At 37.8% G+C, this 15,975-nt stretch carries 15 protein-coding genes; 1 reads left to right on the top strand and 14 read right to left on the bottom strand.

Annotated features, from left to right (window positions below):
• Positions 1-74 precede the first annotated feature (74 nt).
• The 8 genes from KQI69_RS08430 to KQI69_RS08395 all read right to left on the bottom strand — a co-directional run bounded on the left by KQI69_RS08430 (position 75) and on the right by KQI69_RS08395 (position 9,576).
• A complete protein-coding gene (locus KQI69_RS08430; RefSeq protein WP_216564936.1) occupies positions 75-1,262 on the bottom strand; it encodes an acetate/propionate family kinase in 1,188 nt (395 codons plus the stop codon).
• A gap of 163 nt (positions 1,263-1,425) precedes the next feature.
• The gene (locus KQI69_RS08425; RefSeq protein WP_216564935.1) at positions 1,426-1,710 is read right to left on the bottom strand and encodes a DUF2325 domain-containing protein; all 285 of its coding nucleotides are present in this window, start codon (positions 1,708-1,710) and stop codon (positions 1,426-1,428) included.
• Positions 1,711-1,945: 235 nt separating this feature from the next.
• A complete protein-coding gene (locus tag KQI69_RS08420; protein WP_216564934.1) occupies positions 1,946-2,377 on the bottom strand; it encodes a flavodoxin in 432 nt (143 codons plus the stop codon).
• 181 nt (positions 2,378-2,558) lie between these two features.
• Positions 2,559-4,634: a heavy metal translocating P-type ATPase gene (locus KQI69_RS08415; protein ID WP_216564933.1), complete on the bottom strand. Its 2,076-nt coding sequence runs from the start codon at positions 4,632-4,634 to the stop codon at positions 2,559-2,561.
• Between the two features lie 197 nt (positions 4,635-4,831).
• A complete protein-coding gene (locus tag KQI69_RS08410; protein ID WP_216564932.1) occupies positions 4,832-5,176 on the bottom strand; it encodes a DUF6110 family protein in 345 nt (114 codons plus the stop codon).
• 190 nt (positions 5,177-5,366) lie between these two features.
• Positions 5,367-6,344 carry an aldo/keto reductase family protein gene (locus KQI69_RS08405; protein WP_216564931.1) on the bottom strand — a complete coding sequence of 326 codons (978 nt, stop codon included), beginning with the start codon at positions 6,342-6,344 and terminating at the stop codon, positions 5,367-5,369.
• A gap of 133 nt (positions 6,345-6,477) precedes the next feature.
• Complete coding sequence (locus tag KQI69_RS08400; RefSeq protein ID WP_216564930.1) at positions 6,478-8,832, bottom strand: alpha-L-arabinofuranosidase C-terminal domain-containing protein; 2,355 nt, start codon at positions 8,830-8,832, stop codon at positions 6,478-6,480.
• Positions 8,833-8,898: 66 nt separating this feature from the next.
• Entirely contained in the window at positions 8,899-9,576 is a 678-nt protein-coding gene (locus tag KQI69_RS08395; protein ID WP_253289067.1) for an Ig-like domain-containing protein, read from the bottom strand.
• Positions 9,577-9,999: 423 nt separating this feature from the next.
• Between KQI69_RS08395 and KQI69_RS08390 the strand changes: the two genes are divergently transcribed.
• Positions 10,000-10,791 (top strand): AraC family transcriptional regulator, encoded by a 792-nt coding sequence (locus KQI69_RS08390; protein WP_216564928.1) that lies wholly within the window; start codon positions 10,000-10,002, stop codon positions 10,789-10,791.
• Between the two features lie 54 nt (positions 10,792-10,845).
• Here the strand turns inward: KQI69_RS08390 and KQI69_RS08385 are convergent, their stop codons facing one another.
• The 6 genes from KQI69_RS08385 to KQI69_RS08360 all read right to left on the bottom strand — a co-directional run bounded on the left by KQI69_RS08385 (position 10,846) and on the right by KQI69_RS08360 (position 15,915).
• A complete protein-coding gene (locus KQI69_RS08385; RefSeq protein WP_216564927.1) occupies positions 10,846-11,214 on the bottom strand; it encodes a heavy-metal-associated domain-containing protein in 369 nt (122 codons plus the stop codon).
• A gap of 10 nt (positions 11,215-11,224) precedes the next feature.
• Positions 11,225-11,716, bottom strand: coding sequence for a transcriptional repressor (locus KQI69_RS08380; protein WP_371818789.1), 492 nt, complete (start codon positions 11,714-11,716; stop codon positions 11,225-11,227).
• 282 nt (positions 11,717-11,998) lie between these two features.
• Complete coding sequence (feoB, locus tag KQI69_RS08375; protein ID WP_216564926.1) at positions 11,999-14,149, bottom strand: ferrous iron transport protein B; 2,151 nt, start codon at positions 14,147-14,149, stop codon at positions 11,999-12,001.
• Between the two features lie 139 nt (positions 14,150-14,288).
• On the bottom strand, positions 14,289-14,510 hold the full coding sequence (locus KQI69_RS08370; protein WP_216564925.1) for a ferrous iron transport protein A: 222 nt from the start codon (positions 14,508-14,510) through the stop codon (positions 14,289-14,291).
• Between the two features lie 13 nt (positions 14,511-14,523).
• Complete coding sequence (locus KQI69_RS08365; protein WP_022223464.1) at positions 14,524-14,736, bottom strand: FeoA family protein; 213 nt, start codon at positions 14,734-14,736, stop codon at positions 14,524-14,526.
• Positions 14,737-15,153: 417 nt separating this feature from the next.
• On the bottom strand, positions 15,154-15,915 hold the full coding sequence (locus KQI69_RS08360; protein ID WP_216564924.1) for an ATP-binding protein: 762 nt from the start codon (positions 15,913-15,915) through the stop codon (positions 15,154-15,156).
• Positions 15,916-15,975 lie beyond the last annotated feature (60 nt).

The raw sequence follows: 15,975 nt of genomic DNA, 5'->3' as shown, positions 1-15,975 counted from the left end.
TATTTTCTAGCCGGTGCTATATCCAGTTGTTCATTTTATGGCTGAACTGTTACTTTTTTATGTAAAGGATAATACTATTTCACAAGTCTAGCTGTCTCTCTTGCTATTGCAAGTTCTTCATTTGTCGGAACGACCCATACAGGAACTTTGCTATCCTTTGTTGAAAGAAGAATTTCCTCTCCACGAGTCTGGTTTGCTTCCTCATCAATCTTAACACCGAGTGCACCGATTCCTTCCATTATCATCTCACGAACTTCTTTGTTGTTCTCTCCTGCTCCAGCAGTAAGTGCGATAGCATCTACTCCGCCAAGTGCCATATAGTATGCACCGATATATTTTACAATGCGGTAAACAAGTACATCAAGTGCATTAGCTGCATCCTTGTTTCCACTTTCTCTTGCTTCTACGAGATCTCTAAAGTCATTTGATACTCCTGAAAGTCCAAGCACTCCTGACTTTTTGTTTAAGATAGTTGTCATTTCACTTACTGAGATATTCTCTTTCTGGCAGATAAATTCAACTATAGCAGGATCGATATCTCCTGAGCGTGTTCCCATTACAAGACCTTCAAGTGGTGTCATTCCCATACTTGTATCTATTGATTTGCCATTCTTGATTGCTGAGATACTTGCTCCACTTCCAATATGGCAGATGATCATTTTTGAATTGTTGTAGTCAAGCCCTGCAAGTTCTGCAAGTCTTTTTGATACAAAGCTGTGGCTTGTACCATGGAAACCATAACGACGTACTCCATATTTTTCATAATATTCTTTTGGAAGTCCGTATAAGTAAGCTTTTGCAGGCATTGTCTGGTGGAAAGCCGTGTCAAATACTGCAACATGCTTTACATCCGGCATAACTTCCTGACATGCACGCACTCCTAATATATTGGCAGGGTTATGAAGTGGTGCAAGGTCGTTGCAGCTTTCGATATCCTTTATAACATCTTCTGTGATTACAACTGATGATGAGAACTTCTCTCCACCATGTACCATACGATGTCCTACTGCATGTATCTCATCAAGTGAACCGATAACACCTCTCTCTTTATCTACAAGAAGTTCAAGAACCTTCTTAATCGCAATACCGTGCTCTGGAAGATCTGTTTCTGTAACAAACTTATCTCCATGAGCCTTATATGTAATCTTTCCATCAAGGCCGATTCTTTCACAGATTCCTGATGCACTTACCTTTTCTGTATCTGAATCAATAAGCTGAAATTTAAGTGATGAACTTCCACAATTTACTACTAAAATATTCATTGTCTGTTTCCTCCATATAAAGATTTACTTTTGTTTTCCATAAATGAAATATTACTGCCCACAATCTTTGCAGGCAGCAATATCAAAACAACTATATTAAGTATAATGTAATTCAAACTGATTGGCAAGTATATATTCTTATAGATTTTTCAGAATCTTATATCTATGCAGTACATGCATTTGTAAGAATTTCATTTAATGCAGTTCCGCTGCTGGTATGACATCTGACTATATCTGCATTACACTTTTCAGCCTCAGTTATAGCACATTTGACCATCTTATGAGAAACAGTATTTGTAAAAAGTATAAGCAGGTCAGGACTTCCTATCTGCTCACTTAATCTCGCTGACATCTGTGTAAAAATCTTTGCTTTACAATTATGCTCTTTACATATTTTTTTATATCTACAGACCATGCGGTCATGTCCTCCAACTATAACAACACTCATATATCCCTCTTTTCTGCATATTTTATTATCTGGATTTTATGCGCAAATATGCAAACACAATATTATATGTCAATAAAATAATTCCTGATTATTTTCCAAAACATTCGGCTGCCATCAAAATATAATTTCCTAGAAAAATGTGTTAATGACAGCCGATATTCAAAGACAATACCTTTTAATGCAGCTCTCCTCTATTTATCTGCATCTGTAGATATCATCTTTTTAAGTAACCTCTCTACATCCCAGCTAACTGTTTTCCGAGACTTTCACACTCACTTATCATATCACCATCAGGTGTCTCCTGACAGATAAGTCCCTCTCCATTTACTACTGTTGCTCCGGCACTTGTCATACGCTCTTCCCAGTCACGCATCCACTGACCATCTCCCCAGCCGTATGAACCAAATAAAGCAATCTTTTTGCCTTTTACTTTTCCTTCAAGTTCTGTAACAAAAGGCTCCATCTCGCTCTCCTCAAGAACTTCTGCTCCCATAGCAGGACAACCAAGTGCAAATACTTCTTCCTCATCAAGATCACTTACCTGACAACTACTTACATTGACAACTTCTGCCTGTGCTCCGCCATCAGTGATTCCTTTTCCGATTGCCTCCGCCATAGCAAGTGTATTTCCTGACTGTGACCAATATACAACACTAATTTTACCCATGATGATAATCTCCTTTCAAAGTGAAATGCTTTCATTTAGTTAGCTATATCTAACTTCGGTTTTATGATATAAAAAGTGTATGATAAAGTCAATAAAGTTAATGACACCTTTTTCTCAATATCATCCTTATTGAGAAAAAGGTGTCATTATGTTTGGTCATATATTAAAAATATTTTTAAAATCAGTCAAGAAAACTTTCCATACTCTTCAAACTGATCGCAAGTGTTGAAGCATTATGTAAAAGTGCTGATGTTGTAGGTGCGAGTATTCCTGTCACACCACAGAGTATCAGGCCTGAATTAAATCCAACTATAGTTCTGTAATTTTTCTTTATCCTCTTCATAAGTGCATCACTTAACATTTTAAGTGTAACTATCTGATAAAGATCATCTGAGCCAACTGTTATGTCAGCTATCTCTCTTGCTATCTCAGCACCATCACTTATAGCGATTCCTACATTTGCTGCCGAAAGTGCAGGCGAATCATTTATTCCATCACCTATCATGATGACTTTTCTTCCCTCACTTCTCTCTTTCTCCACAAATGCAGCCTTATCTGCCGGAAGTACCTCTGAGTAATACACATCCACTCCGACTTTCTCAGCTATGTTTTTAGCTATCCTGTCGCTATCTCCGGTCATCATTACAACTTTGCTGATTCCAGATTTTCTAAGTGAATTTACAACAGCCTCTGCCTCATCCCTCAGCGGATCTTCAATAAGTATAACTGCCGCAAGCTCACCCTGGATTGCGAGATAAAGTCTTGAGTACTCATCAGGAAGATTTTTAAACTGCTCTTTTTTCTCCTCTGATACAGTGCAGTTTTCATCTTCAAATACAAAATGATAACTTCCTATAACAGCTTTTCTATCATCAATATAGCTTGAAATTCCATGAGCCACAACATAATCAACCTTTGAGTGCATCTCCTCATGTTCAAGAGATTTTTCTTTTGCAGCTTCAACGACTGCTTTCGCCATTGAATGAGGAAAATGCTCTTCAAGGCAGGCTGCAATCCTCAAAAGTTCATCAGGTGTCTCATCGCAGAATGAAACAACATCCACTACCGTAGGTTTTGCCTTTGTAAGTGTTCCTGTCTTATCAAACACAATAGTATCTGCTTCTGAAACAGCTTCAAGGAATTTACCACCTTTAACAGTTGCATTGTGAAGGCTTGCTTCCCTTATTGCAGACAGAACCGTTATCGGCATTGCAAGTTTGAGTGCACATGAAAAATCTACCATAAGTACTGATAATGCTTTTGTTGTATTTCTTGTAAGAAGATATGTGAGCGCCGTTCCCGCAAGTGTATATGGCACAAGTTTATCTGCAATGTGACTTGCCTTGCTCTCACTTGCAGATTTGAGTTTCTCTGTCCCCTCTATCATCTTAACTATCTTTTCATACTGGCTCGCTCCCCCGACTTTTTTAACTTTTATGGTAATCTCGCCCTCTTCAACTACAGTTCCGGCATAGACATAATTGTCTTTAACCCTTCTTACAGGCATTGACTCACCTGTTATCGAAGCCTGATTTACCATAGCCTCACCGTCATAAACTTCACCATCAAAAGGAATGATAGTTCCCATATGTACGACTACACAGTCACCCTCTTTTATATCATTTGAAGAAACCTGAACCTCTTTTCCGTCACAGAGCATCCAGACACTTCCTGTATTAAGTGACATTGTCCTTGCAAGGTCATCAACCGATTTCTTATGTGTCCACTCTTCTAACAGCTCACCTATTCCGAGAAGGAACATAATTGAATCCGCCGTCTTTATATCATTTCTGATAACTGATACTCCTATAGCAGTCGCATCAAGAACAGAAACTTCTATCTTACCTTTAAGTAAAGTCTTTATGCCTTTACAAATATATTTCAATGACATTGCCGTTGTATAGACTGCTCTTACAGGATAAGGAAGTAATATCTTTCTTGCATATCTGTAAACAACTTTTTCAACCATTTTTCTCTGATATGTATTATTAAGTCCTCGTCCTGATGTCTCTAATACTGCTGCCGGCACATCAACATTTTCATAAGCAAACTTCTTTAATGCTTCTATTATATTTTCCCTGTCACCGACAAAATATATCGTAGCATCACATGTTCTTTCAAACACCTTTGCGTTTGTAACATACTGATTGTTGGTCAGATAATACAATAATGTATCTGCCTGTTCAAAGGACATTCTGTTCTGATGTAAATGAACTCTTATTCTGCCTTTTATTTCATGCTTAATAGAAAATTTCATTTTTGCCCCCATTTCCGTATTGTCTCTTTAACTTCAATATTATTCTTTTAACTCTGATTAGTATCATCTTACTGTCATATACCTAAAACAAGACACCTGAAAAATCAGATGTCTTGTATAAATATATGTCAGATCATTATCTAATTGATAAACTTTGTGCAATATGTTTTTATATCCTGCACTTCCAAACATTCCAACTACTCTGCTTCTGCCGCTGCCTCCGCATCAGCCTCTGCACTTTCTACTTCTTCGTCAACTTCCTCAAAGTCATCATCTGCTTCATCTTCAAAACACTCTTTTCTTGCAGCTCTCTCCTCATTAATCTCTACAGCTTCTGCATAGATGTCTTCTGCATTTTCCTGAACTGTTGATACAACATTCATAACACAATCCTTTGCACGGAGAACGGCTGCTGTACAGTTTGAATATACTTTCTTTGCATCATCACTCGAAAGAATCTTGATTCCTGCTGTACCAAATGCAACACCTGCTGCAAATAAACCTGTCTTTTTCCAATTAATAGCTTTTAAACAATCTAACATAATAAGTTCCTCCTCTGGATAAAAATATAATTTATTTGTATTTCTGTCGCAAAAGCAAACATAAACATCTGCCTTTTATTATATTATACAACAAAAAATGCGGTACGACATAACTAATTTTTTATTATTGATAAATTTTAATCAATAGCAGCTATTGACTACTTTTATTGAAAATGTTTATCATATATTTTTAGCCTACATGTCTCTCAAATCTCTCAAAGCCAAGAATTTTTTCAATTTCCCTAAGTGCATCAGCAGGAATCTTAAAATCTGACGCTGCAAGATTATTCTCAAGCTGTGACGGCTTGCTCGCACCTGTTATCACACTTGAAATCATAGGTTTGCTAAGAATCCAGCTAAGTGCAAGTACCGACATATTAGTGCCAAGTTCATCTGCTATCTTTGAGAGTTTCTCTACTTTATCAAGATTTTCATCTGTAAGAAGATTATTTATCTGTTTGTCTGCCTGATGAGTTGCTCTTGAGCCCTCAGGATATGGCTCTCCCTTCTTATACTTTCCGGTGAGAAGTCCCTGCGCCAGTGGTGAGAACGGTGTAATACCGATACCATACTTTTCACAAACTGACATTATCTCATGCTCTATGTATCTGTCTATCATATTGTACTGTGGCTGAACCACCGTCATCGGATAAAGTCCGTATCTTTCGATTATCCTCTGTGCCTCTTCAAGCCTTGCAGCTCCCCACTCCTCACTGACACCATAATAGAGAATCTTTCCCTGTGATACAAGGTCGTTTAGTGCCCTCAAAGTTTCTTCCATCGGAGTTGTATTATCAAATCTGTGACAATAATAAAGGTCGATATAATCCATATTCAGATTTGAAAGGGAACGGTCAACATTTTCAAAAATATGTTTTCTCGACAAGCCCCAGTCGTTTACACCGCCGCCTGTCGGAAAGAAAACTTTGCTTGAAACAACATAACTGTGTCTCGGATATTCATTTAATATCCTGCCCAGAAACTTCTCAGCCTCGCCGCCGCTGTACGCATCAGCACAGTCAAAGAAATTAACACCATTTTCATATGCAAGCTTAATCGTATCTCTTGCAATATCAACTTTTTCTGAACCTGCAAGATCTGTCATCCAGCTTCCGACCGCAATCTCACTAACTTTCAATCCTGATCTTCCAACATTTCTGTAATTCATAAAAATTCTCCTATCTGCACACGTTCTTTTGTGCATAGTTTGAAATATAACATATTTCAAACATAAGATTTGTGTCAAGTGTGCACAGACACAAATCTTGCGTGTGAAAAATTTTATTTTTCACACTGACCTCCTATTTATGTTTTATGCGAAGCACAGTAACGGAATATTTTGGAACAGTATAATTAAACTTATCCGTTATTCCTGTCACTTTATCGCTCTTTAAAGTAACAACTTCCTCTTTTCCAAGGATATTATCATCTGTCTCACTCTGTCCTGCTACCACATCGACATCTGCCTCATCCAAAACCTCGCCTGCACCTGCAATATCTACAGCAAATGTTTTGTCTGCACCTGTTACATTTACAAGTTTTACAATAACATCTCCGGTCTTATCTGTACTTACGACCTGATAGCTCTCACTTCCCTCCGTCTCAGGTATAGTATAATCCACATAGAGCAGACCATCAAGATAACATTTAACATTTCTGTCCTTCACTTCTATTTTTATCTTATATTTTACGCCCTCAGCTATCTGACAGTTCGTAACCGTTCCTGCTATCTGACCTGATTTTGAACCACCGGATACTTTCTGTAAACATGATACTGTGTTATTCCAACCGCCAATATTCCAGAAATAATTTTCGTTTTTATCTCCTACGGCAAATGGTATCATAAAGCCTTCCTGTCCCGAAATCTTAGTCGCATCAACAGTATATGTGTAATTTTTCCATGTATTGTTTCCAAAATATGCAACTGTTCCCTGATTTCCGTATGCGACTGTATTGGTCACATCTGATGACTGTACAAGTTTTCCATTCTTTACAGACCAGCTTCCATCTGTTGCCTTCTCCCAATATTTTGAGAAGTTTTCCGCTTTTGTAAATGTATCTTTTCCTAAAATCTTTCCGGTATCATTTGATACGACTTTTACATTGTCAAATTTTGCTGCTGTATTCCATGTGCCTACACCTACTTTTCCTGCAAGCGGCTTTGACGTTACCGTTGCACCTGACATATCAGATTTAAGAAGCGTGGTTCCCGCATTTTTTGCAAATATCTTCTGGACATAATAGTTTACCGAACTTGTGACTGTATTATTATTAAACCATATAAGGTCAGGTGACCAGTGAAGTGCTGTGAGATTTCCAAACAGCGGTGCATAAGCAGCCATCTTAACTATATCTCCGTTCCTCTCAAGTCCTGTCATATATGCCGCCTCAGAAAGTGCTGCTTTCCATGTGTTTGACTGTGCCGCATATTCTCCGAGGAATACATTCATTCCGCCACCGTAGGTTGATTTTGTCATGTTGTCAGTAGTTCTGCTATAATTCTTTTCGTCATAATAATCCGTATGAGTTAAAAACCAACCTGGCTCATTGTAATAATGATGATCGATAGCACCAGCAAAGTCATTTATCGTCTTGTCAGGATGTGCCTTAAGCCACTTTGCAGCTTCATTATATGCCTCCATATAAATATCTTTTCCACTGTCTCCGTCATCGACACCTGCCGTAAACATAAGCTCTATATCACCATAAAGTGCAGGATTTGTTTTCTTTGCATCGTTAAATGCATCTACGAATGCCTCATAATGTTCAAAGAAATCCTCGCCCCACTGCTCATTACCGATACCGATATATTTAAGTTCAAATGGTTCTTCATGTCCCATCGCAATTCTTATCTTACCCCATTTTGTAGTCTTATCACCACGGCAGAACTCAACAAGGTCAAGAGCATCCTGTATATATTGCTTAAACTCGGCAGAATCTAACGACGGACCGCTTCCATCCGACTGCCCCATACAGCATTTACCACAATTGATAACAGGAACTCCTATTGCACCTATATCCTCTGCAAGCTGGAAATACTCATAAAATCCAAGACCGTATGTCATAAATGAGGGATATTTGTCATTTGTGGCTCTCTCATCTGTCCATATATTCTGTCCCTGTTTTCTTGCAGCCACATCACCATATGTTCCATTAAATTCAAACGGCTGTCCATTCGAGTCTGCACCTATCGAGTCTTTCCAGTTATATCTCGTCTCAATAGTAGCACCTTCAACAACACATCCGCCCGGAAACCTCAAAAATCCCGGATGAAGTTCCTCTAATTTTTCGGCAAGGTCTTTTCTGAGACCGTTCTTTCTTCCCTTATAAGTATCCTGTGGAAAAAGTGAAACCATATCGACCGCAATCTTTCCCTTAGGAATAGTAATCTGTAACTTTACGTTCTTATTAGATGTAACTGAAGATGTAAGTTTAAGTTCATATTTTTTCCATTCACCTGTCACATTACCGATAGTTCCACTTCCCACGACTTCTTTACCATTCATCAGGCTGACATTTAAAGTGCCCGTATAACCATCTATTCCCCTTGCATATACGGAAAAGTCATAACCTGCACCTTCTTTTATTGACATTCCGTCAAGAAAACCACAGTTTGCAATGCCAGCTTCATCATCTGACTCATTTTCAATAACCATATAATTTGGATTGTTGGCATTAAGACATCCTGTTTTATCATCTTTTACAACATTTGCAGTTACATTTCAGACATTACTCCATGCATGTTTTTCATTATCTGATGCAAGTTTTGTAAATTCAAATGAACGATTCTGAACCATTTCAGCATAAAGACCACCATCTGCCGCAAAATTTATATCCTCGATAAATATTCCATATAAAATGTCACTTATATCATGCACTTTATCTGATGCATCGACACTTAATGAAAAATTGCTTTTTTCTTTATTATATTCACTGACTTTTCCAGCTTCGCCATAAACTACAGGTGCAGGTGTGGCAGTAGCCTGTGCAGTCATATCAGGTGCCACATCCGTAGTATCTTCAGGATTTGTAACCCTTATTGTACATCTCACTGTCTTACTACTAACCTTCTGTGAATCTTTAGGAATATAGCTTACCTTTACTTCTATTTTCGTGTTTCCTGCCTTCACAGCCGTTACAACACCTTTTGCTGTAACCGAAGCTACTTTTTTATTTTTGCTGGTAAAAGTCACTTTTTTTAATGTCTTTACATTTTTGACAGTAACCTTTAATGTTTTCTTTTTTCCTTTTACAAGTTTAACATTTGTCGTATTCAGCTTAATAACTGCCGGATCACTTTTCTTTGCGGCAACACTTTTTATATACATCCCCGGTATTGATGATAAAACAAGTGCACCACTCATACATAATGCTAAAATCTTCCTTCTGCTTAATCTCATACACATCCTCTTTCCTTTTTACTTTTTACTTTTGATACCAATTAACACAAATCTCCAAATATTCTCGATATCTTTTTGATTTCACAATCATATTTGAACTTTTTGGTTAATCATTCTCGTTTACTCCAATTAAATACAATGCACATATATTGTTGTATCTAAAACCCATAACAGTTTACGAGAGGAAGTCTTTCAGCGTTTAATCACACAATATAGTGCATTTGTATTTAACTTTACATATATGATTATATAAACCTTTTTGCTTTTAGTCCATGATATTAGTTGTCATATATTTGATTTTTTTTGCTTTTTATATTATATTAAATCATGGACAGGTCAATTGGATATTCACAACCCTCTCTGCTACCTGCTCATAACCCAAACACATATGCACCAAAAATGTGTGCAGAAACGAGGATCAATATGATAAAAATAAAACTCATAGGTTACCATTTCCAAAATTGTCCCGGTTTTTGCGTAAACCGTCCAAACGGTTCAGGCGATTATCTGCTATTATATCTTCGCACACCAACCGAAATAATGAAAGATAACAACTATATCAGTGTTCCTAAAAACACATTCATACTATACGAAAAAAATAAACCACAGATTTACAGACATATCATAACAGGTTCATCAGATGACTGCTTCATAAATGACTGGATACATTTTGACTTTGACAATTATGATAACTTTTTTGAAAAACTTGAAATCCCTTTTAACACACCTATCACTCTTTCAACCCCAAAAGTTATCACTGACATGATTGCAGACCTCTTTATAGAATATTTTAATGAAGGTGACCAGCACGAATACATAATGAACAGCAAAGCCGAAGCACTTTTTCATAAATTCAGTGATGTATATAGGATAACCTTAAATTCAGGCTCCGCTTTTGATAAATATTTTGACGAATTTTCAGAATTAAGACAGCATATTTATAATTACGATTATGTACCTTTTGGAGCGGAAGAAATCGCAGTCAGACTTGGAATAAGCACTTCATATTTTCAACATACATATAAAAAATTATTTGGCACATCAGTCCATCAGGACATTATAAAAGCAAGAATAGAACATGCCGCAAGACTTTTACAGGGCAGCAATGATTCAATTTCTGAGATAGCTTCAATATGCGGCTATGAAAATCTTGAGCACTTTTCAAGACAATTTAAGAAAATAAAGGGCGTATCACCACAAAAATTCAGGAAATAAAAAAACACCATAAAATCCAACTGTTTTGTTGGATTCTATGGTGTATTTGTATTTTTATCCTTTAACTGTAATCCCCGACACCTTATACCCTGATGCTTCAACAGCTTCAATAAGTTTTTCATCGGGAACATTACTGCCAAGTTTTACTATCGCCTCAGCTTTTTTGAGATTTACCTTTGCATTGACATCAGGAACCGCATTGAGTTTATTCTGAACCCTTATCCTGCAATTATCACATTTCATCCCTTCGATTCCAATACTTTTTACTGAAACTACTTTTTCAAGTTTCTGAGGCTCATCTTCAAGAGTCTGACTGCTGCCACCGCAGCATCCACCCTCTCCCTTTGAATGTGCTATCGTGCTTTTAAGTCCGATAGCACAAATAACAATTATTATTGCTACTATTACAATATTCGCTATCATAGATCACCAACTACTTTCCGCACTGACATGATTTTGCAATAACACTGCGTACATTAAGATCCGTAGGATAACCGCAGGCAACAAGACCTGCTTTTATCACCTGATGCCACTTTTTAGCCGAAAGTTCAACAACAGTGTCATCATCAAATTCAATAGTGCAGGCATTTTCAACTTCACACCCTGAACCACAAGCTATCTTATACATGTTTTTTCTGCTGATAGCTCCGATTTCCTCAAGTTTGTTCACCATTCTATATACGGTGGCAGTGCCTATCTTGCCGTCCTGTTTCGCCGCTTTATAATATATCTCCTTGCAGCATGAGCAGTCTTCCTCCAATATTATATCAAGTAACATAAGACGCTGCTTTGTTATACGACAACCATCATCTTTAAGACGCTGTATCACCATATCTTTCTGCATTTTTGTACGCTGATAATTCTGTGATTCCTGTATCTTTCTCTTTTGTTCCATCACTGCCATCGCCATAGTCTGATTCCCCACCTCTCATCTCTCTGTCATGTATAAGCCAAAGCTATCACTTTTATTCTTTGTGTGACAGCCTTATACTCATAACATTGTTCACTGTCTATTTGTTACTGTTCACACTAACAGTACATCCAGCAATATTCATTTTTCTTTAAAAAAACCTATTATTATCTTTATCGCAAGTACAAACATGATTGCAAGAACGATCAAGATAACTACATCAACCGGTTTGATTTCTAAATTAGTATGCATTATTTAAAATCTCCGCCTGCTTTAAATATTACTTTACTGTAATTCTTAAGCCTCTCCTGCCGCTGTCTTATATGATGTTTTCTTATTTGGATCGGGACGGAAAAGTAGATAAAGTATTGCTAACGCAACGATAAATGCTACTACTGTTGCAGGTCCGAATGCTACTGAACCTGTGATAAGTCCGCCAATCTGATATACCATAAGTGCTACGCAGTATGCTAATACATTCTGGAATATAAGTGCAAATACTACGAATTTCTTTGATTTCATCTCTCTTGCCATTGTTGAGATAGCTGCAAGACAAGGCGAATCGAAAAGGTTGAACATAAGGAATGATACTGCTGCGATTCCTGTTGGGAAGAACTGTGCAAACTGATCATGCATTGATGCTGCATATTCTTCTACTTCACCAAGTCCGCTGAGTACACCCATTGTTGATACGATACCCTCTTTTGCAACAAAGCCTGAAAGAGATGATGCAACTGCCTGCCATGTTCCAAATCCGAGTGGTTTGAATATCCAAGCGATAGCCCCACCGATTGAAGCAAGGAAACAATATTCTGTATCTACCATACCAAATGTTCCGTTCTGGATACCGAATGTTCCGAGGAACCACATAACTGCACAGCAAAGGAAGAGGATTGTTCCTGCTTTCTTAAGGAATGCCCATACTCTCTCCCATACATGGAGAAGAACACCTTTAAGTGATGGGATATGGTACTGTGGAAGCTCCATAACGAATGGTGCCGGATCACCTGCAAAAAGTGATGTTTTCTTTAAAATAATACAAGAAACGATAACTACGATTATACCAACGAAATACATAAGTGGTGCAAGCCACCAGCATCCGTTTAATAAATATCCTGCGATAAGTGCAATAACAGGAAGTTTTGCACCACAAGGAATAAATGTTGTTGTCATGATCGTCATACGACGGTCTTTGTCATTCTCGATAGTACGTGTTGCCATGATTCCAGGAACACCACATCCTGAACCGATAAGGAACGGAATGAAACTCTTTCCAGAAAGACCAAACTTACGGAAGATTCTATCCATGATGAATGCGATTCTTGCCATGTATCCGCAGTCCTCAAGAAGTGAGAGGAAGAAGAATACGATAGCCATCTGAGGTGCAAATCCGATAGGAGCACCAAGACCTCCGATAATACCGTCAACTACAAGTGATACAAGCCAGTCTGCTGCACCGACATTTTCCAAAAATCCCTGTACTGCCGGCTGAATCCACTCTCCTACAAGTGTATCATTTGTCCAGTCTGTAACGAGTCCACCAAGTGATGATACTGCTATGTAATATACTACAAACATAATAGCTGCAAAAATAGGAAGTGCAAGGATTCTGTTTGTAACTATCTTATCGATCTTATCTGATGTTGTGAGTTTTCCTGCTGATTTTTTCTTAATGCAGTCCTTAATGATAGATGTGATAAATGTGTATCTCTCATTTGTTATGATACTCTCTGTATCATCATCAAGTTCATCCTCAACTGCTTTGTTTATCTCTGAGATTTCTTTAAGAATACCTGATGAAAGTTTTAACTTCTCTGCGACTTTCTCATCATTCTCAAAAAGTTTTATCGCAAACCAGCGTTTCTGTGACTCATCCACTGATTGAAGTGCAATGCTCTCAATATCTTTAAGTGCATCTTCTACTTTCTTATCAAATGAATGTTTTGGTGCGGCAGCTCTTGTGCTTGCAAGTTTAACTGCCTCATTTGCTGCCTCAACTATTCCCTCGCCCTTAAGAGCTGAAATCTCAACTGCCTTGCAGCCTGTTTCTTCGGCGAGTTTCTTGATATTTATCTGGTCACCGTTCTTACGGACAACATCCATCATGTTTACAGCTATTAAAACCGGGATTCCAAGTTCTGTAAGCTGTGTTGTGAGGTAAAGGTTTCTTTCAAGGTTTGTTCCGTCGATGATATTTAAGATAACTTCAGGTTTCTCATCGATAAGATAATTTCTTGAAACAACCTCCTCAAGTGTATATGGGGACAATGAATAAATACCCGGAAGGTCGACTACCGTCACATCTTTATTGCCCTTTAATCTACCCTCTTTCTTTTCCACTGTAACACCAGGCCAGTTACCTACATACTGGTTTGAACCTGTCAGTGCATTAAACAATGTTGTTTTACCGCAGTTAGGATTACCTGCTAATGCAATTTTAATTGACATTTTTTCTCTCCAATCCGCACATACGTGCAATAATTATTTGCAACTACATTTAGTTTTAAAACCCTACGCTAAATTTGTCTTTGCTTGCTGTGATTAGCAACAGCTAACCCTTAGCCAAAAAAAATTTGAGTCTAAGACTCTATTCAACTTCAATCATTTCTGCATCTTCTTTTCTAAGTGAAAGCTCATAACCTCTTACTGAGACTTCGATAGGATCACCAAGTGGCGCAACCTTTCTCACAAGTACATCGGTACCTTTTGTGATTCCCATATCCATGATACGTCTCTTTACTGCTCCTACTCCTGTAAGTTTCTTAACTTTTACAGTTTCGCCACATGCAACTTCTTTTAATGTCTTCATCATTTTCCCCTTTCTAGACCATGATCTTATTTGCCATATCTTTACCAATGGCAACTCTTGCATCTTTGACATTTACTATCATGTTTCCACCTATCTGGGAAATAACAGTAACTGTTCCACCTACAACAAAACCAAGATTCTCTAAAAATCTGCGTGTTTCCTCTTTGCCGCCTATTTTCTTAATTACACTAGGCTGTCCTTCAGCTATCATTGATAATGGCATCATATCATCCTCTTTCTTAATCTCTTTCGTTGATTATCATTTTATCCATGCGTTAGTATAATCTAATCGAGAATAGTTGTCAACAACATTATTGAGAAAAAATCGTCAATAACATCGTTTTGTTAAAGTGTACACTTTTTGTAATATTTTGTTTTTTATTGTTAGGCAGGATTTACAAAATCTGACAGATTTTTATATTTAAAAAAATTTGAAAGCCACATCTTTATATATGCTTTAATCATATTTTTATGCAATCTAAAAATCATATCCTTATAAATTTGCTAATCATATTTTTTAACACTATCAATTAAGTCCCCACTTCTATTGCACAGAGCAATAAGTTGGGGACTTAATTGTATCAGGAGTGGCAAGCCCCTTCTGATATGCCGTGATAGCAGCTAATAGTGTTATGACGGACTGTTACAGACTTTCTAATATCCTGCCATCGCATGATATCGTAACAACCTGCCACGGTATCATCTTTCCGCTGTTCTTTAATGCATTAACGACCGCATTCTGCAAACCTCCACAGCATGGAACTTCCATACGGACTATCTTCACACTCTTTATATCGTTGTTTTTAATTATCTCAGTAAGTTTCTCACTGTAATCAATATCATCAAGTTTAGGACATCCTACAACCGTAATATGGTTTTTAATAAAATCCTCATGGAAATTTGCATACGCATATGCTGTACAATCTGCTGCCACCAAAAGATTTGCCCCGTCAAAATAAGGTGCTGTCGGCGGTACAAGTTTAATCTGCACCGGCCACTGGTTGAGCCTGCTGACAGGTTTAACGCCTGCATTAGAAACAGACTGACTGTTATCGTTTGCAGCACACGATGCCTCAGTATCTTCTTTATGCTGTAAACTTCTCGCCATACTGCCCGGACAGACATGAACAGGACTTCCGTTCTTTTTCGCATTCTCAGCCATCTTATTAGCTGCTATCCTCGCCTTAACAGCCGCCTCATCATAATCGTTCGCTTCACGCTCTATTATCTTAATGGCATCCATTGGGCAGGCTGGGAGACAATCACCAAGACCATCACAGTAATCATCCTTGATAAGCCTCGCCTTACCATCGACCATCGCTATCGCATCCTCGTGGCACGCATTTGCACACGCACCACAACCATTACACTTTTCTTCATCTATATGAACTATCTTGCGTATCATATTAATCCTCATTTCTGCACACATTTTTTGTGCATAGTGCGAAATATAATATATTTCACA

The sequence above is a fragment of the Eubacterium sp. MSJ-13 genome (assembly GCF_018918235.1).
Lineage (GTDB): Bacteria > Bacillota > Clostridia > Lachnospirales > Lachnospiraceae > Butyribacter.
This window is presented reverse-complemented; position numbering and strand designations above follow the sequence as displayed.